Origin of the sequence: Pantoea sp. CTOTU46764 (assembly GCF_031974595.1) — a bacterium.
Lineage (GTDB): Bacteria > Pseudomonadota > Gammaproteobacteria > Enterobacterales > Enterobacteriaceae > Pantoea > Pantoea trifolii.
Genome location: NZ_DALYOQ010000029.1, coordinates 1 through 23,965 on the forward strand (window position 1 = coordinate 1; position 23,965 = coordinate 23,965).

Genomic DNA, 23,965 nt, shown 5'->3' on the forward strand with positions numbered 1-23,965 from the left:
CAGATTCGTCAGCAGATCGAAGAAGCGACCTCTGATTACGACAAAGAGAAACTGCAGGAGCGCGTAGCGAAACTGGCAGGCGGCGTTGCCGTTCTGAAAGTGGGCGCAGCAACTGAAGTTGAAATGAAAGAGAAGAAAGCACGCGTTGAAGATGCTCTGCACGCGACCCGTGCTGCAGTAGAAGAAGGCGTAGTTGCTGGTGGTGGTGTGGCGCTGGTTCGCGTTGCAGCGAAAATCGCCGCATCTGGCCTGAAAGGCGATAACGAAGATCAGAACGTGGGTATCAAAGTTGCGCTGCGCGCAATGGAAGCACCACTGCGTCAGATCGTGTCTAACGCCGGCGAAGAGCCTTCAGTTGTTGCTAACAACGTGAAAGCGGGCGACGGTAACTACGGTTACAACGCGCAGACCGAAGAGTACGGCAACATGATCGACTTCGGTATTCTGGACCCAACCAAAGTGACCCGTTCTGCGCTGCAGTACGCTTCATCTGTTGCGGGCCTGATGATCACCACCGAAGCGATGGTGACCGATCTGCCTAAAAACGATGCACCTGATTTAGGTGGCGCTGGCGGTATGGGTGGCATGGGCGGAATGGGCGGCATGATGTAATTGCCCCTGACTGCTTAAGTCATCTGGAAAACCCCCGATCGGAAACGGTCGGGGGTTTTTCTTTTGCTGGGGAACAAGGTATAAGTAAGGGCGCAATACTTCGGCTTTACGGGTTTAGGGCAATGAATGTTCAGAAAAAAAGTGCGCTTTTCTGCTACGCTGCCGCCCGACACTGATGATAATAAATGGGGATTACAATGCGGATTAACCTCTTGCTCGGTCTGGCAGTCGGAACTTTACTGCTGGCGGGCTGTAGCAGCTCCAATCAACTGAGTGCTGGCGGCGAACGCGTGACCTTCACCGACCAACAACCCGCAAGTCAATGTCAGCTGCTGGGAACGCTCACCGGCTCCCAGAGCAACTGGCTGAGCGGTTCAGGCGGTGAAGGCAGTTCACTGCGTGGCGCAGCGAACGACCTGCGCAACCGCGCGGCAGAAATGGGCGGTAACGTGATTTATGGCGCCACCAGCCCGACGCAGAATCTGCTCTCCGCTTTCGCACCGCTCGACAGCAAAATGACCGGCCAGGTGTATAAGTGCCCGTAAGTTGCAGTCGTAAAAAAAGCCGCTGATGCGGCTTTTTTTATTCCTGACGCAGCTGTAAATCCAGCGGCGTCTTGCTGGGCTCGCCGCCAATCTCGCGCGCCAGTTTTGGCACCATATAACCGGACACCATCGCCAGCAGCTGGCGCACTATCATGCGTGCTTCTTCATCGGAAACAAAGAAGTGCGCCGCGCCTTGCACCTTATCCAGCACATGCAGGTAGTAGGGCAGAATGCCGGCATCAAACAGCGCATTGCTGAGATCCGCCAGCGTCTGCGCATCATCATTCACATCACGCAGCAACACGCTCTGATTAAGCAGCGTGACATCCGCACGCTTCAGCATCTGCATGCCGAAACGCAGCTCGTCATCAATTTCCTGCGCGTGGTTGATGTGGCTCACCATCAACACCTGCAGACGCGTGTCGGCCAAAATCTGACACAAGCCTTCAGTGATTCGCGCCGGGATTACCACCGGCAAGCGGGTGTGAATGCGCAGGCGTTTGAGGTGCGGGATTTTTTCCAGCGCGTCCACCAGCCATGCCAGCTCATGATCTTTCGCCATCAGCGGATCGCCGCCGGAGAAGATGATCTCATCCAGTTCTGGATGCGTGGCGATGTAATCAATCGCCGCCTGCCAGTTGCGCTTGTTGCCCTGGTTATCCTGGTAGGGGAAATGACGGCGGAAACAGTAGCGGCAGTTGACCGCACAGCCGCCTTTTACCAGCAGCAGCGCACGGTTTCTATACTTATGCAGTAAACCCGGCACCACGCTGCTTTGTTCATCCAGCGGATCGGTGCTATAACCTGGCGCATCAATAAATTCCTGACGGCTGGTGAGCACTTGCAGCAGTAGCGGGTCCGTCGCATCGCCTTTTTTCATGCGTGCGATGAAGGCGCGCGGTACGCGCAGGGCGAAAAGCTTGCGTGCATCAGCGCCTGCAGCCAGATCAGCATGCTGATCAAGAGATAAAAGTTGCAGTAATTCAGCAGGTTCGGTGACAACATCAGCTAGTTGCTGCAACCAATCTTCTCTGACGGGGGGATTTAGGGTTACAATGTGTGCCATTTTTTTGGCTATTTACCAGTTCAATATTTACAGAGGGCCTTTATGGCGACTTATCTTAGCAACGATTTCCGTCCCGGTCTTAAAATCATGTTCGAAGGCGAGCCATATGCCATCGAAGCCAGTGAGTTCGTTAAGCCGGGTAAAGGCCAGGCATTTGCGCGCGTAAAAATGCGTCGTCTGCTGACCGGTTCTCGCGTTGAGAAGACCTTCAAATCTACTGACTCTGCCGAAGGCGCAGACGTTCGTGATATGACGCTGCAATACTCTTACAACGACGGCGACTTCTACTACTTCATGCATCCGGAATCTTTCGAGCAGTATCAGATCGAATCTAAAGTGCTGGATGACGTGACCAAGTGGCTGCAGGACAATGCAGATTGTATCGTTACCCTGTGGAACGATAAAGCGATCGCTGTTCAGCCACCGAACTTCATCGAAGCTGAAGTCATCGAAACCGATCCAGGCCTGAAGGGTGATACCGCAGGTACCGGCGGCAAGCCCGCTACGCTGTCGACTGGCGCGGTCATCAAAGTGCCACTGTTCGTACAGATTGGCGAAGTGGTAAAAGTGGATACCCGCTCTGGCGAATACGTTTCTCGCGTAAAATAATCGTCAAATCAGGCGCATCATTGATGCGCCTTTTTTCTCTCTGTGTGTTTCCCTTATCTTTTTTCACCCGCCCAATCCGCAGTTTTACAGATCAAGACTATGCTTTAAGAGCTGTACTTTTACTGCAACCAAAAAGGATATGGCTATGTTAAAGAAAAGTATTGTCGCGATTTTTTCCGTGCTGGTGCTCTCATCCGTTCTGACCGCCTGTAATACCACCCGTGGTGTTGGCGAAGACGTTCAGGCGGGCGGGAAAGCGATTCAGCGCAGCGCACAGTAAGCTATTCCGGTGTGAAAGCGACTTTCGCACCGGTTCTCCTTATTTCTGCTCTACCCAAATCAATTCTTCAACCGGGAATCCGGCACGTCTGGCCTGTTCAACCAAACGCTGTTTTACACTCTCATCCAGCTGCGGCGTACGCGACAGAATCCACAAGTAGCTACGATTCGGCCCGCATACCAGCGCATAGCGATAGTCAGGATCCAGCGCAATCACGTTGTAACCGCCATAAAACGGGCCAAAGAACGACACTTTCAGCGAGGCGCGCTGTTTATCGCCGGTGAAGTAGGCTTTGCCCACGCTCTCCTGCCAGCGCTGTTTCTGCGGATTGTAGCCACGGTTGATCACCTTCAAGCCGCCGTCCTCGCGCGGACTATAATTAGCGGTAACCTGTTGTAATCCGCGCTCAAAGCGGTGATCGAGGCGGGCGATCTCATACCATTGGCCAAGATAGCGCTGACTGTCGAAACCTTCCACCACCGTCACGCCTTTGGGCGGCGTGGTCGTGCAGGCAACGGAGAGAAAGGCGCTCAGGCTGGCGAGCAGGGTTTTCCATGGGGACATTGTGGGATTCCTTTACGATTTTAATAGGTTAAGTATAGCTGCCCGATACCAAATTGCTGCCTGCGCCCGCTGTCGTTGTTTGCTATCGGCAATGCGGGTAGACTTCCACCCCTTATCTGTATGAGGAGTCATCAACATGAGCGAAACGGCAAGCTGGCAGCCGAGCGCATCCATTGCCAATTTGTTGAAACGCGCCGCTATTATGGCGGAAATACGTCGTTTCTTTGCCGATCGCGGCGTGCTGGAGGTCGATACCCCGGCGATGAGCCAGGCGACCATTACTGACATCCATCTGGTGCCGTTCCAGACGCGTTTTGTTGGGCCCGGCGCTGCCGAAGGGCGCGATCTGTGGCTGATGACCAGTCCGGAATATCACATGAAGCGCCTGCTGGCGGCCGGCAGTGGCCCGATCTACCAGATGGGTCGCAGCTTCCGTAATGAAGAAGCGGGTCGTCACCACAATCCCGAGTTCACCATGCTGGAGTGGTATCGTCCGCACTATGACATGTACCGTCTGATGAACGAAGTGGACGATTTGATGCAGCAAGTACTGGAGTGCGATAGCGCGGAATCGCTGTCGTATCAGCAGGCGTTTATCCGCCATCTGGAAGTGGATCCGCTGTCGGCCGATAAAGCACAGCTGCGCGAAGTGGCGGAGAAGCTGGGCGAGGGCGAGCTGGCAAATCGTGAAGAAGACCGCGATACGCTGCTGCAACTGCTGTTTATGCTGGGCGTTGAACCGAAGATTGGTAATGATAAGCCGTGCTTCGTCTACCACTTCCCGGCAACACAGGCCGCGCTGGCGGAGATCAGTACCGAAGATCACCGTGTCGCCGAGCGTTTCGAGGTCTATTACAAAGGGATTGAGCTGGCGAACGGTTTCCGTGAGTTAACCGATAGCCGTGAGCAGCGTCAGCGCTTTGAACAGGACAATCGTCGTCGTGCTGCGCGTGGCCTGCCGCAACATCCTATTGATACCAATCTGCTGGATGCGCTGGCACACGGAATGCCTGCTTGCTCAGGCGTGGCGTTGGGCGTGGATCGTTTGATCATGCTGGCACTGAAGGCCAGCTCGCTGAGCGAAGTGATCGCCTTCCCGGTTGATCGCAGCTAAATTATCAGGGCGCGCAAGCGCCCTTATGGCGTGGTGGTGGCGGGCGCGGTGACTTCAGGGAATTCCTGAATCGTCACCGGCAAGGTCATTTTCTTTTCATTACGCAAAATCTGCACGTCAATCACCGAGCCCGGACGAATTTCTGCCACCTGATCCATGGTTTCCTGCGCCGAGAGCGCAGGTTTTCCATTCACTTCAAGCAGCACGTCATTGGCTTGAATGCCAGCGCTATCGGCAGGCCCGCCCGGCGTGACGTCGTTAACGATAATGCCCTGAACGCGATCGAGATTATTGCCCTGGCCATGTAGCGGCGGCAGTTCGCGCCCCCTAATGCCGATATAGCCGCGAATCACCCGACCATCACGAATCAGCTTATCCATGATTTTGCTCGCCAGCGCGGTGGGAATGGCGAAGCCAATCCCTTCCGGGGTTTCGCCATCGCTGCTTTTATCAAACGTTAGGGTATTAATGCCCATCAGTTCGCCCAGCGAGTTAATCAATGCGCCGCCCGAGTTGCCCTGATTGATCGAGGCATCGGTCTGCAGGAAATTTTGTCGTCCGGATGAGCTTAAGCCCACGCGTCCGGTGGCGCTGATAATGCCTTGCGTCACGGTTTGACCGAGGTTGTAAGGGTTACCGATCGCCATCACCACATCGCCGATGTGCGCGATGCGTTTGGCGTTGATGGGGATAACCGGCAAGTTGGAGGCGCTGATTTTCAACACCGCTAAATCGGTCATGGCATCGGAACCCACTAAGTTGGCTTCGAAGAAGCGTCCATCCTGCAGCGCGACGATGATTTGATCGGCGTTATTAATCACATGTTTATTCGTGAGGATGTAGCCTTTGCCGTTCATGATCACGCCGGAGCCGAGCGTGGTGATGCCGCGATTATTGTTGCCGTGGGCGCTGCGGTTATAGACGTTGACGACGGCGGGCACGGCGCGTCGCACACCCTGATTAAAACTAACGGGTGCTTCATCGTCGCTGTTGTCATGTTCAAAGGTGATGTTGCTGCCCATACGTAACGCAGGGATCGCGACAAGCAGTAAGCCAGCCACGATCAGGCCCATCACCACAGAACGCAAAAGTTTAAGAAACATGGTGTTATTTCAAGCCAGGTGAGATCGCAGGGCAGAATAGCATGAGAAAGGCGGACAAACACCTGCTTGTCCGCCTGATGCGAGGATTATCGCAGAAGCAGGTAAATACTCTCTTCGCCGCGCACCACGTTCAGTGCCAGCACCGGCGGTTTGCCTTCCAGCACTTTGCGCATTTCAGCGATAGAAGCGACGCGATTGCGGTTCACGCCGATGATCACATCGTCTTTCTGCAAACCCACTTGCTCCGCTGGCGTGCCTTTTTCGATGGCATCGACTTTCACGCCTTTGTCACCGGTTTTGGTCGCGCCATCGCTCAGCGTTGCGCCTTGCAGTGCCGGGGACATCAACTGCGCGCTGGCGGTGGTTTGCGCGCTCTGTTCCAGCGTGACGGTGACGTTGACCAATTTGCCTTCACGCAGCAGGCCAATTTTCACGTCCTGGCCCGGCGGCGTGGTGCCGACTTTCACACGCAGCTCAGCAAAGCTGGTGATCGGCTTATCATTGATGGAGGTAATAATATCGCCGGCTTTAATGCCCGCTTTCTCGGCAGCTGACTTCGGCAGCACTTCAGAAACAAAGGCACCGCGCTGCGCATCCACGTTGAACGCTTTGGCGATATCGGCGGTCATTTCCGTGCCTTTAATGCCGAGCTGACCGCGCTTCACTTCACCAAATTGAATCAGCTGCTGCGCCAAATTCATCGCCATGTTGGCGGGGATGGCGAAGCCGATGCCGATGTTGCCGCCGCTTGACGCCAGAATCGCGGTGTTGATACCAATCAACTCGCCATTCAGGTTCACCAGCGCACCGCCGGAGTTACCGCGGTTAATCGCGGCATCGGTCTGAATAAAGTTCTCCAGACCTTCCAGATTCAGGCCGCTACGCCCCAGCGCAGAGATGATGCCCGATGTGGCCGTTTGACCCAGACCAAACGGATTTCCGATGGCCACGGCAAAATCACCCACTTTTAACGAATCGGAATCGGCGATTTTTATCTGCGTGAGATTTTTCGCGCCTTCAACCTGAATCAAGGCGATGTCGGTTTGTTCATCGTGACCGATTAACTTAGCGTCATATTCGTTGCCGTCACCCAGCTGCACGCTGATTTTGTCGGCGTTGCTGACCACATGATTGTTAGTAAGGATGTAGCCTTTAGCGGCATCGATGATCACTCCAGAACCCAGACCTTCAAAGGGCTGCGGCTGAGATTGTCCCGGAGCCTGACCAAAAAAGCGCTTCAGCGGTTCAGGAATCTCCTGCGCCTGCTGGCCGCTGTCGGTACCTTCAACGCGCACGCTCACTACTGCGGGCAGAACTTTTTCCAGCATCGGTGCCAGGCTTGGCAATGCTTGTCCCTGAATCTGGGCGGGAAGAGTTGCCAGCGCACTCGGTGCCGCAGCCAAACTCATCCCGATACCCAAGGCTAATGCGCTTAACAGACGTGCTTGTTTTTTCATTGCTACAACGCTCTCGCTGCGAAAGGGATAAAAGAAGTGTGACAGTAGTTTGTGGTTTGTGTTCGAAAACAAAAAGGGCACAGCCAAGCTGTGCCCCAAAAGGATTAATTACGCGGTGCGCGGTCGCTGCCACGTAACAGGCCGGATGCGCCTTCAGAGTAATCACGCGGCATCTGTACCGGCGCCTGATCGTTATCCGCTTCGGCTTCCGTCAGCTGGTAGGCAAACGGATTTTTTTCGCCCGGCAGGTTTGGCAGCAGGTCGTTAGATCCTTTCGCCATGTGCTGATACAGCTGGCGATAATCATGTGCCATGTTATCCAGCAGCTCGGCGCTGCGGGCGAAGTGGTTAGTGAGCTCCTCGCGGTAATCCGCCAGCTCCGACTTCGTTTTTTCCAGTTCATACTGCATGCTACGCTGCTCGCGCAGCTTCTTGTTGCCAAAACGCATGACGACTGCGCCGACAATAATGCCAATCACTAACCCAATCAGCCCGTATTCCCAGGTCATAATGACTCCCGTGTAATTTCCGTTGTTTCGTAGGGCATTGCTTCTGTTGCAACATCAACTTCAATAGCAGCCACTATACCCAATAATCTAATGGAAGTGGAACTATCGGGCTGCATCGCTTAGTGTAGAGCGGCCTAATTTTCGTCAACCGACCCGTGAATCGGACTTTTTCAGGGATTCTGAGAGAACCATGCAAACCTCATCTCCGCTTGCACGCTACGAGCAGGCGCTGTCGCAGGGCGAATTCCGCCCGGATGACGTACAACGAGAAGCGATTACCCGCTTAGATACCATCCAGCAAGGATTGATTGCCCGCCAGCAACAGGTTGAACCGGCTGCCAAAGGTCTGTTTGGCCGCTTGTTTAAGATGATCAATAAAGAAAAAAACACCCATGAAGCGCCCGTACGCGGCCTCTATATGTGGGGCGGTGTAGGACGCGGTAAAACCTGGGTAATGGATCTGTTTTTTCAGTCAATTCCTGGTGATCGTAAGCTGCGTCTGCATTTCCACCGCTTTATGCTGCGCGTCCATCAGGAGCTGACGCAGCTGCAAGGCCACAGCGATCCGTTGCTGATTGTTGCCGATCGCTTTAAAGCGGAAACCGATATTCTCTGTTTCGATGAGTTTTTTGTCTCAGATATCACCGACGCCATGCTGCTGGGCACGCTAATGGAAGCGCTGTTTGCGCGCGGCATTTCGCTGGTGGCAACCTCGAACATTCCGCCGGATGAGCTCTATCGCAATGGCCTGCAACGCCCACGTTTCCTGCCAGCCATCGAACAAATCAAGCGTCATTGTGACGTGATGAACGTGGACGCCGGTATCGATTACCGCTTGCGCACCTTAACCTCGGCGCATTTATGGAACTTCCCGCTCAACGATGCCACGCACAGCGAAATGGAGCGCATGTTCCGTGCGTTGTCAGGCAAAGTGCGTGAAGACGCGCCGGTGCTGGAGATTAACCACCGCCAGATGCCGACGCTCGGTGTGCATGAAGGCGTGCTGGCGATCAATTTCCTGACGCTGTGCGGCGAAGGGCGCAGTCAGCATGACTATATTGAGCTCTCGCGCCGTTTTCACAGCGTCTTGCTGTATGATGTGCCGGTGATGATTTATAAGACCGAAGATCAGGCGCGCCGCTTCCTGGCGCTGATCGATGAGTTCTACGAACGCCATGTGAAACTGGTGGTCGCGGCGGAAACATCACTGTTTGAAATTTATCAGGGCACACGCTTGAAGTTTGAGTATCAGCGCTGCTTGTCGCGTTTGCAGGAGATGCAGAGCGAAGAGTATTTGCGTCTGCCGCATCTGCCCTGATGACGTGGCATAAATCGTAGGTTTTAGATGCAAAAAGGTTCGATCTTTGAGTTCGACTTCTCTATAATCTTGCGACCCCACGTTACAGCATCGGTTTTCTTTCCCAAGAACTCGATGTGATCCGGTAACTCACTTGAAGGGGTGGCTTGCTGGGCAAAATGGTCGTGTGAGCCTCAATCGTTTACTTAGCGTTTGGGATTTCACCAACGTGTAACTTTTTATTTGGGTAAGCTTTTCAATGAAAACTTTTACAGCTAAACCAGAAACCGTACAGCGTGACTGGTATGTTGTTGACGCAACGGGCAAAACCTTGGGTCGCCTGGCGACTGAACTGGCGCGCCGTCTGCGTGGTAAGCACAAAGCGGAATACACTCCGCACGTTGATACCGGTGATTACATCATCGTTCTGAACGCAGAAAAAGTTGCTGTAACCGGCAACAAGCGTACTGACAAGATTTACTATCACCACACTGGCCACATCGGTGGTATCAAGCAAGCGACCTTTGCAGAGATGATCGAGCGCCGTCCTGAGCGTGTGATTGAAATCGCGGTTAAAGGCATGCTGCCGAAAGGCCCACTGGGTCGTGCTATGTACCGTAAACTGAAAGTTTACGCAGGCAACGAGCACAACCACGCGGCGCAGCAACCGCAAGTTCTTGACATTTAATCGGGATTATAGGCAATGGCTGAAACTCAAAACTACGGCACTGGTCGCCGCAAAAGCTCTGCCGCTCGCGTCTTCATCAAGCCGGGTAGCGGTAACATCGTAATTAACCAGCGCTCTTTGGAGCAATACTTCGGTCGCGAGACTGCACGCATGGTCGTGCGTCAGCCGCTGGAGCTGGTTGATATGGTTGGTAAATTTGACCTGTACATCACTGTTAAAGGTGGTGGTATCTCTGGTCAGGCTGGTGCGATCCGTCACGGTATCACCCGCGCTCTGATGGAGTACGACGAGTCCCTGCGTGGCGAACTGCGTAAAGCAGGCTTCGTTACTCGTGACGCTCGTCAGGTTGAACGTAAGAAAGTCGGTCTGCGTAAAGCACGTCGTCGTCCTCAGTTCTCCAAACGTTAATTTGTTTCTGCTTACGCAGAACGAATGGCGCAAAAACCCGGTTTATGCCGGGTTTTTTTATGGACAAAAGATAAGATATCCACAGCAAGCATCGATTTTTTCCTGATTTGCAGCATTTCCGGAATCGCCTCACCACAAAGCCCGCAAAATCTGGTAAACTATCATCCAATTTTCTGCCCAAATGCCGGGGATTGCTCATTTTTTGCTGCGTTTTGCACAAATGCGTCTCTCCGGGTGGATGGGTGACCTTACATCTGGCTAGTCACTTTGTGGCTCGCAGCAGTAATATTCTGAATATACCTGGAGGTTTTCATGGCTGTCGCTGCCAACAAACGTTCGGTAATGACGCTGTTTTCTGGTCCGACTGACATTTTCAGCCATCAAGTACGTATCGTACTGGCTGAGAAGGGCGTCAGCGTGGAGATCGAGCAGGTTGAAACGGATAACCTGCCGCAGGATCTGATTGACCTCAACCCGTATCGCACCGTACCTACGCTGGTCGACCGTGAACTGACGCTGTATGAATCACGCATCATCATGGAATACCTCGATGAGCGTTTCCCGCATCCACCGCTGATGCCGGTTTATCCGGTCGCGCGCGGTGAAAGCCGTCTGATGATGCACCGCATTGAGCAGGATTGGTACAGCCTGATGCGCACCATCGAAACCGTCAACGGTGCAGAAGCCGACGCAGCGCGCAAGCAGCTGCGTGAAGAGCTGCTGGCGATTGCGCCACTGTTCGCACGCACGCCATTCTTCATGAGCGAAGAGTTCAGCCTGGTGGATTGCTATCTGGCGCCACTGCTGTGGCGTCTGCCGCAGATGGGTGTTGATCTGTCTGGCGCGGGTTCAAAAGAGCTGAAAGGCTATATGACGCGCGTGTTTGAACGTGACTCTTTCCTTGCGTCACTGACGGAAGCAGAACGTGAAATGCGCCTGCAAGCTCGGGGCTAATGTATGGAAATGTCGCAACTAACGGCGCGTCGTCCTTACTTGTTGCGGGCGTTCTACGACTGGTTGCTGGATAATCAGTTGACGCCGCATCTGGTGGTCGACATCAATCTGCCTGGTGTGCAGGTGCCGCTGGAATATGCGCGTGATGGACAGATCGTTCTGAACATCGCGCCGCGTGCGGTAGGCAATCTTGACCTCGCCAATGATGAAGTGCGTTTCAACGCACGTTTCGGTGGCGTACCACGTCAGGTTTCTGTGCCAATGGCTGCGGTTTTGGCGATTTATGCCCGTGAAAACGGCGCTGGCACCATGTTCGAGCCGGAACCGGCTTATGAGGTGGCGACGGACGAGCAGGATGGTAGCGGTCAGGAAGAGACGATGATGTCTGTGATTGATGGCGATCGTCCGGATGATGCGACTGACGACGATCACTCGCCAGATGATGAGCCGCCGCCGCGTGGCGGACGACCTTCACTGCGTGTGGTGAAGTAAAACGTGCAATAAAAAACGGGCCGATTGGCCCGTTTTTTATTGCCTGCGCGTCTTAGTAGACGTCGCGCAGGTAGCGTTTATCTTTCTTCAGCTGATCAACGTAAGCCGCCGCACGCTCGCTGGACAAGCCACCGAACTGACGAACCACTTCATACAGCGCGGCATCAACGTCTTTTGCCATGCGTGATGCATCGCCACACACGTAGAAGTACGCGCCATCCTGCAGCCAGGCGTACAGCTCAGCGCCTTTCTCCAGCATGCGATTTTGCACGTAGATCTTCTCTTCCTGATCGCGCGAGAAGGCCAGATCCAGATTAGTTAGCAGACCTTTCTCCTGCCATGCCTGCAGCTCTTCTTCGTAGATGTAATCATGTGCCTGATGTTGGTCACCGAAGAACAGCCAGTTTTTACCTTCTGCGCCAGTTGCCTGACGTTCCTGCAGGAAAGCGCGGAATGGGGCGATACCGGTGCCTGGTCCAACCATGATCAGCGGCGCATTGCCGTTTGACGGCACGCGGAACGCTTTGTTGGGCGAGATGAAGATCGCCGGCTTTTCGCCGCGACGTACACGTTCAGCCAGATAGGTTGAACACACGCCTTTGCGCTCGCGGCCGCCGCTGTGATAGCGCACGGAAGCGATGGTCAGATGCACCTGATTTGGATGGGCTTTTGAGCTCGACGAGATGGAGTAGGCGCGATGCTGCAACGGACGCAGCATGGCAACGAATTCCGGCACCGACAGGCTGCGCGTCAGCTCAAGCTGCAGCAGATCCAGCGTATCTTTGCCCCACAGCCAAACGGCAAGGGTATCTTTGTCGTCGTGTTGCAACACGTGACGCAGTTCCTGGTTAGTAGTGTTCTGGCCAACCCATTCAATCAGTTTGCGTGACGGCTCGGAAATTTCGAACTGATAAGTCAGCAGATCGCCAAGGTTGCGGTCAAAGCCAGGTACCGGCGTTTCGTAATCGGCTTTCAGCTGAGTCAGCAGCAGTGAAACCAGCGACGCGTCATTCACCGGGATTACACCCAGCGCATCGCCCGCTTCATATTTCAGACCGCTGTCGGTGAGATCAAACTCAAAGTGACGAATATCTTTCGCCGACTCTTCTGCCGACAGGCGCTTATTGGTCGCCAATGCGGCCGCATAAGGGTTTTGCTTATTGCTACCTGGAATGACAGGTGCTTCTGGCGCGCTTTCTAATGCATTACCGCTGCTGCCCGCACTGGCGGCGAATTGCGGCATTGCCGTGCCAATCCATTCGCTGGATGGCTCTTCGAAGTCGATATCGCAGTCGATACGATCGGCGACGCGTTTGGCACCGAGCTGCTCCAGACGCATATCGATGAATTTACCGGCCTGGCAGAAACCGTCGTAGCCGGTATCGCCAATTGCCAATACCGCAAAGTGCATCTGCTCCAGACGCGGCGCGGTGCTGGCTGAAATTGCGTTCCAGAACAGCTGAGCGTTATCCGGCATTTCGCCTTCGCCGTAAGTCGAGGTGACAATCAGCACGTGACGCATGGTAGCGAACACATCCAGATCCACTTCGCCCAGCGCCTGTACCACCGGCACCAAACCTTTGGCGCGTGCGGCTTTGGCAGCAGTTTGCGACAGCGCTTCAGCGTTACCGGTCTGTGAACCGAACAGGATATGCAGCTGCGTATTGGTGCTGGCACCCGCAGCCGGTGCGCTCTGCTTGTCTTCTAATACCAGCAGGCGCGAATGGAGACCGGCGAGGAAGCCCGCCAGCCAGTATTTCTGCTCACCGTTAAACGGTGCATCTTCAGGAATGTAAGGAATTTTCATCGGTAAGGCACTCAATCCTGTTCAATCAAAATATAAAAACTAAATTACACATGTTCAGTAGCACTGTAATCAGGAAAGTTTCCCGACCGCAGCAGCGATTTCTGGTAGTGCAGCACGCGCAAACAGCTCTTCAAAATCAGGCAGATGGCCAAGCACTTCGCGGTTGCAGGCATCCTGATAAATGATCCAGCCGTATGTCGCCAGGCTGTCCATGGAGCGAATGTTGCGCTGCGTTAATGCTGCTTTGTAATCTGCCATACGTTTAGCGGCGATCAGGCTTGCCAGTTCGTCATCGCTGTAGCTCTCAATCGCCGAGCGTGCATGACGTTGCAGACGGCTTATCAAGGTGAAATCTTCGGTCATCAGCAGATTGCGTACCGCTTTTTCCACCGCCGGATCTTCCACCGCCGTGCCTTTCGGCAGTTTGCCCAGCGCCAGCTGCTGCGCGAGGCTGAGAACGGTGTAGTTGTTCAGCAGAACAAACATCTCCAGCGTATCGGTCGCGCCGTAAGCCGGAACCGCGCCATTGGCAATGGTTTTACCGTCACGCCAGGCCGATTTGAATTTCGTCACCTGATGCGCAGCCAGCGACGTTGACAGCTCTTCGAGCAAGTCTTTGCGTGATTTGGCTTTCAGGATCTCGGTGCCATCCTGATACAGCAGCAGCGAACGCGGCATCACATACACAAAGTGATGGCACTCGGTTTCCCAGTTATCCAGCAGCCAGGCCGCGCGTGGCGATTGGGTCGCTTCCAGATGCCAGTTCAGCATGGTTAGCACCGCTTGTTTGTGCACCTGCGCCATTTCATCTTCATCGGCGATGGAGCCAAACAGCACCGAATCACCTGCCGCGTGCGCAGCCAGCGATCCATACGGATCATACTGGTAAGCGAAACCGCCGCTCATGCCGTTGCCGAAGCCTTTACCGAAGGTGCCAAGGTTGAGGATGGCGCCGTTGGTCATGTATTCGCAGCAGAAATCACCCACGCCTTCAACTACCGCGGTAGCGCCGGAGTTACGCACGGCGAAGCGGTCACCCGCCTGGCCCTGAACGAACAGACGACCACCGGTCGCGCCAAACAGCGCGAAGTTACCGATCAATACGTTGCCATCGCTGTCCTGTGCGCCGCCGCCTGGTGACATCACCACCAGTTCGCCGCCGCACTGGCCTTTGCCAACGCCGTCGTTACAGGTGCCGTAATGCTTCATTTGCATGCCGTCGTTGCAGAACGCGCCGAACGACTGGCCAGCAGAACCGCTGGTATTAATCTGCACGCTACGCGGCGCCAGATAGTGACGACCGCGATCGTCTTTCATTACCGCTGGCAGAGCTGCCAGTTGATCTTTAGGTAACTCATGGTTCAGCATGCGCTCGATATCGATCGCCAACTGACCGCCCACGCTCTTGTTACGGTTGTTCAGGGTGATGCCCGCGCCCAGCGCGATTTCACGGCTTGCCGCGCCAACCAGCTGCGTTTTCAGCTCGTTTACCCAGCCATCATCCAGTTCAAAGTCTTTTTCCAGATACACTGGCTTAGCAATTTTCTGCTCTGGCACCACGGTCAACATCGCGCGCAGATCCAGTTTGCCGACTTCCAGCGGGTGATCCATCAAGTGCAGCAGATCCGAACGGCCACGCGCTTCACGCAGGGAACGCAGACCAAGGCGGGCGAGGAACTCACGCACTTCCTGCGCCACGTTGATGAAGTACTGCGCCAGCTGACGCGGATCACCATCAAAGGCTTCGGCGTTGGTGGTTAAACCGGCCGGGCATTTGACGTTACAGTTTTTCGCCATCACGCATTTCAACATCATCAGCGCGGTGGTGCCGAACTCGAAGCTGTCGCCACCGAGCAGGGCAGATTTGATCACATCGCTGCCGGTCTGCTGCGCGCCGGAGCAGCGCAGCTGCACTTTGTCGCGCAGGCCGTTAGCACACAGCGCCTGATGCACTTCGGCGATACCAATTTCCGCGACGCGGCCGGTATATTTCAGGCTGGTAACGGAAGCTGCGCCGGTGCCGCCGGTATTACCCGCGACGTTAATCACATCCGCGCCGGCTTTCGCCACGCCGACGGCGATGGTGCCAATACCTTCAGATGAAACCAGTTTGACGATGACGCGCACGCGCGCGGCTTTACAGTCGTGGATCAGCTGTGCCAAATCCTCGATGGAGTAAGTGTCGTGGTGCGGTGGCGGTGAAACCAGCTCAACACCCGGCGTACCGCCACGCGCGGCGGCAATCTCAACGGTCACTTTCGGTGCCGGCAACTGGCCGCCTTCACCAGGCTTCGCGCCCTGACCGATTTTGATCTCCAGCTCTTCCAGCATTGGATCGGCCAGATAAGCCGCCCACACGCCGAAACGACCGGATGCCAACTGCTTGATACGTGACGCGCGGATGGTGCCGTGACGTGAATAGTGCTCGCCACCTTCACCGCAGTTACTCATGCCGCCAACCATGTTGGTACCGTGCGCGACAGCTTCGTGCGCTGGCGCCACCAGCGCACCGTGGCTCATCGCACCTGAAGCAAAGGTACGCGTGATTTCATGTGCCGGTTGAATCTCTTCCAGCGGCAGCGATGGCAGCGCGGTGAAGATCAGCGACAGATAATCAGCGGCTTTGCCGTAAGCGGTGATGTGCAACACGCCATCCGCCACGCTGCTGCTTTCGATATCGTCGGTGAAACGGGTTTTCAGCGCACGCGCCAGCGCTTCAAGGCGCTCGTTCTCTGGTTTCAGGCCCGCAATCGCATCGATCAGACGCAGCTCAAACTGGTTCAGGCTGCCGTTCACCGCTTCACACTTCAGGCCACGCGTAGCGAAGCCGTTGTTCACCAGCGAGTAGCGGCCCAGTTTGCGGCCGAATTCGGCTTCGCTATCAACGTGGGTCAAATCGCACGGCAGCGCAAGGATGTCGCGCAGCGCCGCTGGACGACGTTTACGCTCGGCATGCATCAGGCCGGAGAACTGACGGTAATCAGGCGTGATGGCAAAGGTGTCGATCACATCATTCGGGATGCGCTCAAAGCTGCTGTCTTTAAAGGCTTCTGCTTTGATGTTGAATGCGTTATCCAGTTTGGCCAACGTCATCAAACGAATAAAGTTGTCCTCTTCGCGCTCTTTATTAGCAAAGCGAATCGGCTGTTCCGTCATATCGATAAAGGTACGTACCGCGATGGTGCCGTACGAGTGGCCCGCGCCTTCAGCACGCTCTTTGAACAGGCCGAGCAACGGCACTTCCGCTTCGCCCTGAATTTTCAACGCGCTCTGATGCCAGTCAACTGCCATTTGAGCGATTGCCGGGAAGCCCGCGCCGCCGACTGGGGTTTTGATATTCGGGAAATATTTCTTCAATACCGGATCGTCGGTATTGAGGAAGTTCGGCTCGAAGAATTCGCCGCAGCTGTAGCTCTCAACGGTACACAGGCCGACTTTACCCATGGTTTTCATCAGCGCTTTTTCGGCTGCTTTGGCATAGCGTTTAAAGGCTTTATTGCCTTCTTCGCCTTCACCGAATTTCTCTTCCGCACGCATCTGCACGCCGAGTGGGTAAACGGCAGAAGCACCGAAGCCCAGCGTCGCCGCGATGTGGTGTGAAGAGATGCTTTGACCACTTTCGACCACCAGCGAAACATCCAGACGCAGACCTTCCTGCACTAAGCGCTGGTTGATCGCCGACACCATCAGCAGCATCGGAATCGCTGCGTGTGTTGAAGAGATATGACGATCGGTGATCACCGCGATGCCGCCTTGCTGGCGTGCGAAATCCACCACCTGCTGGGCTAAGTCATCAATGGCTTTTTCCAGCGCGTTGGCGTTGGCCGCACGGCTGACGATATCTTTGCCGACCACCGGCTCATACAGCATCTCGAAGCGCGCATAAGGTGCGACGGTTTGCTCGCGCAGGCGCAGCATGTCGAGATGCGTCAGAATTGGCGTCGGAACAATGATTTGCTGACCTTTACTGCGGCCGAGATGCGGTTTCGCACCCAGAGCAACGCGCAGCGTCATGCCGTCCGCTTCACGAATCGAATCGAGCGGCGGGTTGGTGACTTGTGCAAATCGCTGTGAGAAGTAGTGCGCCATGCCGCCTTCGTGATCGGACAGGCCATTGATGGCGTTGCCGTAACCCATTGCTGAGATCTTCTCAGCGCCGGTTTGCAGCATCGGGTCCATCATGAATTTGAAGCTTTCCTGGTTGTAGTAGTAGGCGACAAAACGTTGATAAGTTTTGAGGTCTCCACGATAACGCAGCGGCGAGCCGAGCTGCTCCGCCTGAATTTCCGGCAGGTCGGCGAGATCGATACGCGCTTTGCTCAGCAGCGACAGGTAATCTTTTTCGGCCGCCAGTTTCTCCAGCGCTTCAACCGTGGTGTAAGAGCGTTTCTCTTTGTGATCGTAATAGAGCATGCCGCCCGCTTCGATGCGGCCACGACGCAGGACGCTTTCCGGTGGGAAGGCGATCTGGCCCGCTTCAGACATCGCACCGATGTATTCCGCAGTTTCAACGGAACGCAGCGGACGCAGACCGAGGCGGTCAAGACGCGCGCCGATCACTTCACCGTTACCGAAGATCAGCGCAGCTGGACCATCGTTCTTCTCTTCATATAAAGAGAAGTACTCGAGCATGGCGCGCACTTCGTTTGAGAGTGACGTATCGTTCTCCCACGCCGGCGGCATCATCGACACCACGGCGTTAATCAGGTCGAGATTATCTTCCATCAAACGGCTGTGGATGCTTTGGTCGAGACGTGAGCTGTCTGACTGACCTTTTGGACGCACAATTTTTTTACCGCGCGCCAGCATCAGTGCCGCTTCAGCGATGCGGTTTTTACGGTCGGTATTCAGCTCGCCGTTGTGCGCCATTAAGCGGAACGGCTGCGCCATGGTGGTGTGCGGATCGGTGTTAGTCGAGAAACGGGTATGGAAGAACAGCCCGCGGACCTGATGGTCCTCATCGGTCAAATCTTTGAAGTACGGGATCACTTCGTTGGAGTTCAGGCGTGCTTTAAATACCTGCGTGCGCGAAGAGAGCGACAGCGGATAGAGGCCGCCGAATTCGCTTTCGGTAAAGGCGCGTGCTTCGATATCCAGCAGCGCGCGATAAATTTGGCGCTCGAATTCGAGTTGTTCAGTCACTTCCTGCGGCGCGGCAAAAATCCACTGCACAATCGGCAGCTGGAATTGCAGGGCGGCCGGGCGCGTCACGCTGCCGTCGAGCGGCATATCGCGTTTCACTAAGATCGGGAAGTTATGCGCCGCCAGCGTTTCTTCGACCAGACGCTCGGCGTTAGCACGCAGCTCTGCGTCTTTTGGCACGAAGAAGTTACCCACGCCAAAACGGCCAGCTTCCAGCGCCAGACCGGTAACCTTGCGGAAGAAGTTCAGGGAGAGATCAACGTTCACACCCGCGCCATCGCCGACGCCTTCGGCAGACATGCCGCCACGGTGCGGGACTGTGCATAGCGCGCTATGGGCCATGCGCAGAATCTCATGCGTCTGCTCGCCGTCCTTACGGGTAATGAAACCTACACCACAGCTGTCACTTCCGGCTGATGGGTCATACAAACCATAGGGATTCGGTTTTTGCGTGGACATTGAGAGTCTCCTTAAACTTCTTTTGACATTACCTGCATTATTTCGCGTACCGCAGCGTGACAATTTAAGTCAGCGCGGCGGTATCAATTCTTGTGCCGCTCAGTAAAGAGCGGGCGTCGCAGCACCGAGCAAGGGCTCTTAAGACACTGTTGTCACGTCCTTAATGAGCTGCTCTTTTTATTCCGGTCTCTTTCGGGAGATAGCTTGCATCCAGAGGGAGGCTTCTTGCTGCATAGATATGCCGAGACACAGGCCCACCAGGAAAGCTTCCAGTGGAATTCCAACTTATCGGGAAAGCGAACTCAGGTCAAATAGCCAGCTTTGTTGCGGGTAATCCGCTTTCTTATCGCTTAATTAAATGATTATTAAGGTTTTATTGCGTAAATTTATGTCAATCTCCCGCTACGCATTCCCTCAGGAAGTGTGAGCCGTCTCACTGTGACCCAGCCCTCTAATATCCAAACAATGCTGGCAGGAAGGGTTACAACAGCATTTAATTCTGTTGGGGGCAGTTGATACACAGCATGTATCTGTTTTTCTTATGGCGTCATATTTGAATCAAAATGGGGCTGCCATTAGTAAAATTAATCACGCGCGGCGTGCTTAATAAATCACTTAAGTTGAATGGGTATGCAATAAAGAGGTGCAACCATCAGGGCAAATGGCTGCCAGGGTGCTGATTAGCACAGGATGTTGAGATAAGGCCCGCAAAAGCGCGGCCCTCCAGATTATTCAGTTGGCAGAATTAGTCAAGCGCTTTGCGCATATAGAAGGGAACGTCGGCGAAATCACGCTACGATGCACCATTACAGGGCATAACCCGCGCGATATGGGCGGGTGAAGCGGGGCAGCGCAGCGATAATTACGCTATCATGAGCCAGATTTCGTTCAGGGAGCTCGTAATGAAACAGATTCGTCTTTTAGCGCAGTACTACGTTGATTTGATGGTCAAACTCGGCCTGGTACGCTTTTCGCTGCTGTTAGCCTCGGCGCTGGTCGTACTGGCGATGGTGGTGCAGATGGCCGTCACCATGGTGTTGCGCGGACATGTGGAAAGCATCGACGTTGTCCGCTCCATCTTCTTCGGTCTGTTGATTACGCCCTGGGCAGTCTATTTCCTCTCGGTGGTGGTCGATCAGCTGGAAGAGTCGCGCCAACGCCTGTCAAAACTGGTGGATAAGCTGGAAGAGATGCGTACGCGCGATCTTGAGCTTAATCAGCAGATGAAGGAGACCATCACCCAGCTTAATCAGGAAATTAACGATCGTATTAAAGCTGAGCAGGCGCGTGAGCAGGTGATGGATAAGCTGCGCGAAGAGATGGCACGACGCGAGCAGGCGCAAATCGAGCTGGAACAGCAATCCTCCTTCCTGCGCTCTTTCCTGGATGCATCACCGGATTTGGTGTTCTACCGCAACATTGATAAGCAGTTCTCCGGCTGTAACCGCGCCATGGAACTGCTAACCGGCATGAGCGAAAAGCAGCTGATTGGCCTGACTCCGCGCGATATCTACGATGACGAAGCCGCCACTAAAGTGCTGGAAACCGATGAGAAGGTGTTCCGCCACAATGTATCGCTGACGTACGAACAGTGGCTGCAATATCCCGATGGGCGCAAAGCCTGTTTCGAAATCCGCAAAGTGCCCTATTACGATCGCGTGGGTAAACGCAGTGGCCTGATGGGCTTTGGCCGCGATATTACCGAGCGTAAGCGCTATCAGGACGCGCTGGAGAACGCCAGCCGTGAGAAGACCACCTTTATTTCAACTATCAGCCACGAGCTGCGTACGCCGCTGAATGGCATCGTTGGGCTGAGTCGCATCCTGCTGGATACCGACCTCAATCAGGAGCAACTCAAGTACCTCAAAACCATTCACGTTTCAGCCATCACGCTGGGCAACATCTTCAATGATGTGATCGAAGTGGACAAAATCGAGCGCCGCAAAGTGCAGCTGGATAATCAGCCGCTGGATTTCACCGGCTTTCTCGCCGATCTGGAAAACCTCTCCGGTCTGCTGGCGCAGCCAAAAGGGCTGAAGTTTGTCATGGCGCCAGAGCTGCCGCTGCCGCATAAAATCTCGGCGGATGGTACGCGCTTGCGTCAGATTCTGTGGAACCTGATTGGCAACGCCGTGAAATTTACCCAGCAGGGCGAGATTGTGGTGCGCGTCGCCTATCGTCAGGATGAAACGCTGCACTTTGAAGTGCAGGATTCCGGTATGGGCATTCCGCAGGAGGAGCAGGACAAGATCTTCGCGATGTATTACCAGGTGAAAGATCAGCACGGCGGCAAACCGGCGACGGGCACCGGCATCGGTTTGGCGGTCTCGCGTCGTCTGGCACAAGCGATGGGCGGCGATATCAGCGTCAGTAGCGTCGCGGGGCAGGGTTCCTGCTTTACCGTCGAGATCAACGCGCCACGCGTCGCTGAGGAAGTGGAAGACGACAATCTGGATGACAGCATGCCATTGCCAGCGCTGCACGTGTTGTTGGTGGAAGATATCGAGCTCAACGTCATTGTAGCGCGTTCGGTACTGGAGAAGCTGGGCTGCAGCGTCGACGTCGCGATGACCGGAACGGATGCGCTGGCGATGTTTGATCCGCATGAGTTCGATCTGGTGCTGCTCGATATTCAGCTACCGGATATGACCGGCCTCGACGTGTCGCGTGCCATCCATCAGCGTTATGCAGATGTGGCGCTGCCGCCGCTGGTGGCATTGACCGCCAACGTCCTGAAAGACAAAAAAGAGTATCTCGATGCCGGCATGGATGATGTGTTGAGCAAACCGCTTGCCGTGCCAGCGCTGACGGCGGTGATCAAGAAGTTCTGGGATTATCAGCCGGAACAGGAAGAGATTGCCGTCGATTCATCAGACGCACAGTCGCGTACGCTGTTAGATGTGACGATGCTGGAGCAATACATTGAGCTGGTTGGCCCAGGATTGATTACCCAAAGCCTCACTATGTTTGAGCAGATGATGCCGGGTTATCTCGACGTGCTGGATTCCAACATGATGGCGCGCGACCAAAAAGGCATTGCTGAAGAAGGACACAAGATCAAAGGTGCAGCAGGTTCGGTTGGCTTACTGCATTTGCAGCAGCTAGCGAAACAGATTCAATCCCCGGAATTGCCAGCGTGGTGGGACAATGTGCAAGAGTGGGTCGACGAATTAAAACAGGAATGGCTCAAAGACGTGAACGTTTTACGCGAATGGGTCGCTGAGCGGGAAAAATTACAGGACGTTAGAAAAAAATGACCCCAGTCGAGACTGGGGTGCGCGAATACTGCGCCAACACCAGGGAAATGGGTACTGTTGCTATTATTAGAAATCGAATAAGAAAGCAACAGTTCGGTATTGGTTAACGCTTCAAAATCACCTTAACAAATTCGCCAATGCTTGCGACAAGATTCATTAAATTGTGTGATGTTGAGCAGCGATTAAATACAGAAAACATTAATTTGCTGACACAGTCAAGCAAGGAATTAATTTCTTTGCCATATTGCACCTTTTTTGACCAAATGTTCTGCTTTTAGCCTGGTTTTGCTTCAGTGAGCCACAGGAAAATCCGGGTGGAAGCATGGAAAATCTGATTCTGACAAAAAATTGAGGTTAAGTGAGATTAACACTCTGATGTTTATAGATAAAAACAGATTTTTCGACGGCTTATCCAAAACGTTTTGGAAACCTTAAACGGAAAGTTCCAGTTTATAGCTTATTGAATAATGTAAACCAAACGTGCGGTAAATCGCTTTACCATCCGTGAGGTCGAATGTACGCGGGATCGTACAGATTTGGTGGCATTTTTCAGAATGGTCTCTGTTATCAATGAACATGTTCGAACAACAGTAAAATTGATAGTTAAGTATCATGAAAGAATTTGCGTGAGCGATATCACATTCAGTTAAGTGTTCAAGCATGCAGCATTTGATCTATTTATCGTTATGGAACCGATTCCTTTTTGGCGGAAGTGCTTGATGTGATTGGCTCTAATAGAGGAACACTGATTACAATGGCAACAATTTTCCAGACGTCTTTACCTGTCTGAGGGTAAAATTTAGTGGTTAATCGTTGGTATTCGCTATTGTGACTTGGGTGATTGATTAATACAGGGAACAGGTAAGAGAAAATTGCATGAGCAAGAGTAAAGGGACACTGGGAAAACGTATTAAAGTGCTGATTGCTAAAGTGCTGCTGGCCTGGCTTGGCATCTGGTTAGCGGGCATTTTGCTGTTTGCATTTTTACCGGTACCGTTCTCGGCGGTGATGGTGGAACGGCAAATCGGCGCCTGGTTTACCGGGCGTTTTGATTATGTCGCGCACTCGGATTGGGTCGGTATGGACGAGATCTCGCCATGGATGGCATTAGCGGTTATCGCCTCTGAAGATCAAAAGTTCCCTGAGCATTGGGGCTTTGATGTTGATGCTATCCAGTCAGTGCTGGATAACGATGGCAATGAACGCATGCGCGGCGCTTCAACCCTTTCGCAGCAGACGGCGAAAAACCTGTTGCTGTGGGATGGTCGCAGCTGGTTGCGTAAAGGGCTGGAAGCAGGATTAACGGTGGGAATCGAAACCGTGTGGACTAAGAGGCGTATCCTGACGGTTTATCTCAATATCGCAGAATTTGGCGACGGCGTGTTTGGCGTGGAAGAGGCTTCACAGCGCTATTTCCACAAACCCGCCAGCCGTCTGACGATGTCTGAAGCGGCATTACTGGCAGCGGTTCTGCCCAATCCGATCCGTTTCCGCGCTGATGCGCCTTCAGGCTACACGCGGCAGCGCCAGCAGTGGATTATGCGGCAGATGCGCCAGTTGGGCGGCGAAGGTTTCCTCAACCGATACAAGCTGCATTGATAG

At 54.1% G+C, this 23,965-nt stretch carries 19 protein-coding genes; 12 read left to right on the plus strand and 7 right to left on the minus strand.

Annotated features, from left to right (window positions below):
• A partial coding sequence (locus RTM06_RS11785; protein WP_312182367.1) for a TCP-1/cpn60 chaperonin family protein occupies positions 1 to 612 on the plus strand: 612 nt, incomplete at its 5' end.
• Between the two features lie 197 nt (positions 613 to 809).
• The gene (locus RTM06_RS11790) at positions 810 to 1,157 is read left to right on the plus strand and encodes a DUF4156 domain-containing protein (RefSeq protein ID WP_061718298.1); all 348 of its coding nucleotides are present in this window, start codon (positions 810 to 812) and stop codon (positions 1,155 to 1,157) included.
• A gap of 37 nt (positions 1,158 to 1,194) precedes the next feature.
• On the opposite strand, the gene epmB is transcribed toward RTM06_RS11790, so the two are convergent.
• Positions 1,195 to 2,223, minus strand: coding sequence for an EF-P beta-lysylation protein EpmB (epmB, locus tag RTM06_RS11795; protein WP_312182370.1), 1,029 nt, complete (start codon positions 2,221 to 2,223; stop codon positions 1,195 to 1,197).
• 42 nt (positions 2,224 to 2,265) lie between these two features.
• Between epmB and efp the strand changes: the two genes are divergently transcribed.
• Both efp and RTM06_RS11805 read left to right on the plus strand, forming a co-directional pair.
• Positions 2,266 to 2,832, plus strand: coding sequence for an elongation factor P (gene efp / locus RTM06_RS11800; RefSeq protein WP_034826669.1), 567 nt, complete (start codon positions 2,266 to 2,268; stop codon positions 2,830 to 2,832).
• Between the two features lie 145 nt (positions 2,833 to 2,977).
• Positions 2,978 to 3,112, plus strand: a complete 135-nt coding sequence (locus RTM06_RS11805; RefSeq protein ID WP_008104408.1) for an entericidin A/B family lipoprotein — start codon at positions 2,978 to 2,980, stop codon at positions 3,110 to 3,112.
• A 39-nt stretch (positions 3,113 to 3,151) separates the two neighbouring features.
• Here the strand turns inward: RTM06_RS11805 and RTM06_RS11810 are convergent, their stop codons facing one another.
• The gene (locus tag RTM06_RS11810; RefSeq protein ID WP_312182375.1) at positions 3,152 to 3,676 is read right to left on the minus strand and encodes a lipocalin family protein; all 525 of its coding nucleotides are present in this window, start codon (positions 3,674 to 3,676) and stop codon (positions 3,152 to 3,154) included.
• A 136-nt stretch (positions 3,677 to 3,812) separates the two neighbouring features.
• Here RTM06_RS11810 and epmA point away from each other — a divergent pair, with 136 nt between their 5' ends.
• Complete coding sequence (gene epmA / locus RTM06_RS11815) at positions 3,813 to 4,790, plus strand: elongation factor P--(R)-beta-lysine ligase (protein ID WP_256698245.1); 978 nt, start codon at positions 3,813 to 3,815, stop codon at positions 4,788 to 4,790.
• Positions 4,791 to 4,813: 23 nt separating this feature from the next.
• Here epmA and degS read toward each other — a convergent pair whose 3' ends face one another.
• The 3 genes from degS to zapG all read right to left on the minus strand — a co-directional run bounded on the left by degS (position 4,814) and on the right by zapG (position 7,859).
• Positions 4,814 to 5,893, minus strand: a complete 1,080-nt coding sequence (gene degS / locus RTM06_RS11820; protein WP_256698247.1) for an outer membrane-stress sensor serine endopeptidase DegS — start codon at positions 5,891 to 5,893, stop codon at positions 4,814 to 4,816.
• An 86-nt stretch (positions 5,894 to 5,979) separates the two neighbouring features.
• Positions 5,980 to 7,350: a serine endoprotease DegQ gene (degQ, locus tag RTM06_RS11825; RefSeq protein WP_256698248.1), complete on the minus strand. Its 1,371-nt coding sequence runs from the start codon at positions 7,348 to 7,350 to the stop codon at positions 5,980 to 5,982.
• Positions 7,351 to 7,454: 104 nt separating this feature from the next.
• Positions 7,455 to 7,859, minus strand: coding sequence for a Z-ring associated protein ZapG (gene zapG / locus RTM06_RS11830; protein WP_008104398.1), 405 nt, complete (start codon positions 7,857 to 7,859; stop codon positions 7,455 to 7,457).
• A gap of 190 nt (positions 7,860 to 8,049) precedes the next feature.
• On the opposite strand from zapG, the gene zapE reads away from it, so the two are divergent.
• The 5 genes from zapE (at position 8,050) to sspB (ending at position 11,698) form a co-directional block, all read left to right on the plus strand.
• Positions 8,050 to 9,177: a cell division protein ZapE gene (gene zapE / locus RTM06_RS11835; RefSeq protein WP_312182380.1), complete on the plus strand. Its 1,128-nt coding sequence runs from the start codon at positions 8,050 to 8,052 to the stop codon at positions 9,175 to 9,177.
• Between the two features lie 238 nt (positions 9,178 to 9,415).
• A complete protein-coding gene (rplM, locus tag RTM06_RS11840; RefSeq protein WP_007886599.1) occupies positions 9,416 to 9,844 on the plus strand; it encodes a 50S ribosomal protein L13 in 429 nt (142 codons plus the stop codon).
• A 15-nt stretch (positions 9,845 to 9,859) separates the two neighbouring features.
• Entirely contained in the window at positions 9,860 to 10,252 is a 393-nt protein-coding gene (rpsI, locus tag RTM06_RS11845; RefSeq protein ID WP_312182383.1) for a 30S ribosomal protein S9, read from the plus strand.
• A 312-nt stretch (positions 10,253 to 10,564) separates the two neighbouring features.
• Positions 10,565 to 11,206 (plus strand): stringent starvation protein SspA, encoded by a 642-nt coding sequence (gene sspA, locus RTM06_RS11850; protein WP_312182385.1) that lies wholly within the window; start codon positions 10,565 to 10,567, stop codon positions 11,204 to 11,206.
• A 3-nt stretch (positions 11,207 to 11,209) separates the two neighbouring features.
• A complete protein-coding gene (gene sspB / locus RTM06_RS11855; protein ID WP_256698250.1) occupies positions 11,210 to 11,698 on the plus strand; it encodes a ClpXP protease specificity-enhancing factor in 489 nt (162 codons plus the stop codon).
• A gap of 52 nt (positions 11,699 to 11,750) precedes the next feature.
• On the opposite strand, the gene RTM06_RS11860 is transcribed toward sspB, so the two are convergent.
• Positions 11,751 to 13,505, minus strand: a complete 1,755-nt coding sequence (locus RTM06_RS11860; RefSeq protein ID WP_265300825.1) for a sulfite reductase subunit alpha — start codon at positions 13,503 to 13,505, stop codon at positions 11,751 to 11,753.
• 69 nt (positions 13,506 to 13,574) lie between these two features.
• Positions 13,575 to 19,106 carry a glutamate synthase-related protein gene (locus RTM06_RS11865; protein WP_256698251.1) on the minus strand — a complete coding sequence of 1,844 codons (5,532 nt, stop codon included), beginning with the start codon at positions 19,104 to 19,106 and terminating at the stop codon, positions 13,575 to 13,577.
• Positions 19,107 to 20,008: 902 nt separating this feature from the next.
• Between RTM06_RS11865 and arcB the strand changes: the two genes are divergently transcribed.
• Both arcB and mtgA read left to right on the plus strand, forming a co-directional pair.
• A complete protein-coding gene (gene arcB, locus RTM06_RS11870; RefSeq protein WP_312182389.1) occupies positions 20,009 to 22,363 on the plus strand; it encodes an aerobic respiration two-component sensor histidine kinase ArcB in 2,355 nt (784 codons plus the stop codon).
• Positions 22,364 to 23,239: 876 nt separating this feature from the next.
• The gene (gene mtgA / locus RTM06_RS11875; RefSeq protein ID WP_256698254.1) at positions 23,240 to 23,962 is read left to right on the plus strand and encodes a monofunctional biosynthetic peptidoglycan transglycosylase; all 723 of its coding nucleotides are present in this window, start codon (positions 23,240 to 23,242) and stop codon (positions 23,960 to 23,962) included.
• Positions 23,963 to 23,965: the final 3 nt, after the last annotated feature.

Excerpts from the sequence above, each read along its gene's own strand:
- rpsI (WP_312182383.1), top strand. The coding sequence starts at position 9,860 with ATGGCTGAAACTCAAAACTACGGCACTGGTCGCCGCAAAAGCTCTGCC.
- epmA (WP_256698245.1), top strand. The coding sequence starts at position 3,813 with ATGAGCGAAACGGCAAGCTGGCAGCCGAGCGCATCCATTGCCAATTTG.
- efp (WP_034826669.1), top strand. The coding sequence starts at position 2,266 with ATGGCGACTTATCTTAGCAACGATTTCCGTCCCGGTCTTAAAATCATG.
- arcB (WP_312182389.1), top strand. The coding sequence starts at position 20,009 with ATGAAACAGATTCGTCTTTTAGCGCAGTACTACGTTGATTTGATGGTC.
- sspA (WP_312182385.1), top strand. The coding sequence starts at position 10,565 with ATGGCTGTCGCTGCCAACAAACGTTCGGTAATGACGCTGTTTTCTGGT.
- RTM06_RS11790 (WP_061718298.1), top strand. The coding sequence starts at position 810 with ATGCGGATTAACCTCTTGCTCGGTCTGGCAGTCGGAACTTTACTGCTG.
- rplM (WP_007886599.1), top strand. The coding sequence starts at position 9,416 with ATGAAAACTTTTACAGCTAAACCAGAAACCGTACAGCGTGACTGGTAT.
- degQ (WP_256698248.1), bottom strand. The coding sequence starts at position 7,350 with ATGAAAAAACAAGCACGTCTGTTAAGCGCATTAGCCTTGGGTATCGGG.
- mtgA (WP_256698254.1), top strand. The coding sequence starts at position 23,240 with ATGAGCAAGAGTAAAGGGACACTGGGAAAACGTATTAAAGTGCTGATT.
- zapG (WP_008104398.1), bottom strand. The coding sequence starts at position 7,859 with ATGACCTGGGAATACGGGCTGATTGGGTTAGTGATTGGCATTATTGTC.
- degS (WP_256698247.1), bottom strand. The coding sequence starts at position 5,893 with ATGTTTCTTAAACTTTTGCGTTCTGTGGTGATGGGCCTGATCGTGGCT.
- RTM06_RS11860 (WP_265300825.1), bottom strand. The coding sequence starts at position 13,505 with ATGAAAATTCCTTACATTCCTGAAGATGCACCGTTTAACGGTGAGCAG.
- RTM06_RS11865 (WP_256698251.1), bottom strand. The coding sequence starts at position 19,106 with ATGTCCACGCAAAAACCGAATCCCTATGGTTTGTATGACCCATCAGCC.
- zapE (WP_312182380.1), top strand. The coding sequence starts at position 8,050 with ATGCAAACCTCATCTCCGCTTGCACGCTACGAGCAGGCGCTGTCGCAG.
- RTM06_RS11810 (WP_312182375.1), bottom strand. The coding sequence starts at position 3,676 with ATGTCCCCATGGAAAACCCTGCTCGCCAGCCTGAGCGCCTTTCTCTCC.
- RTM06_RS11805 (WP_008104408.1), top strand. The coding sequence starts at position 2,978 with ATGTTAAAGAAAAGTATTGTCGCGATTTTTTCCGTGCTGGTGCTCTCA.
- sspB (WP_256698250.1), top strand. The coding sequence starts at position 11,210 with ATGGAAATGTCGCAACTAACGGCGCGTCGTCCTTACTTGTTGCGGGCG.
- epmB (WP_312182370.1), bottom strand. The coding sequence starts at position 2,223 with ATGGCACACATTGTAACCCTAAATCCCCCCGTCAGAGAAGATTGGTTG.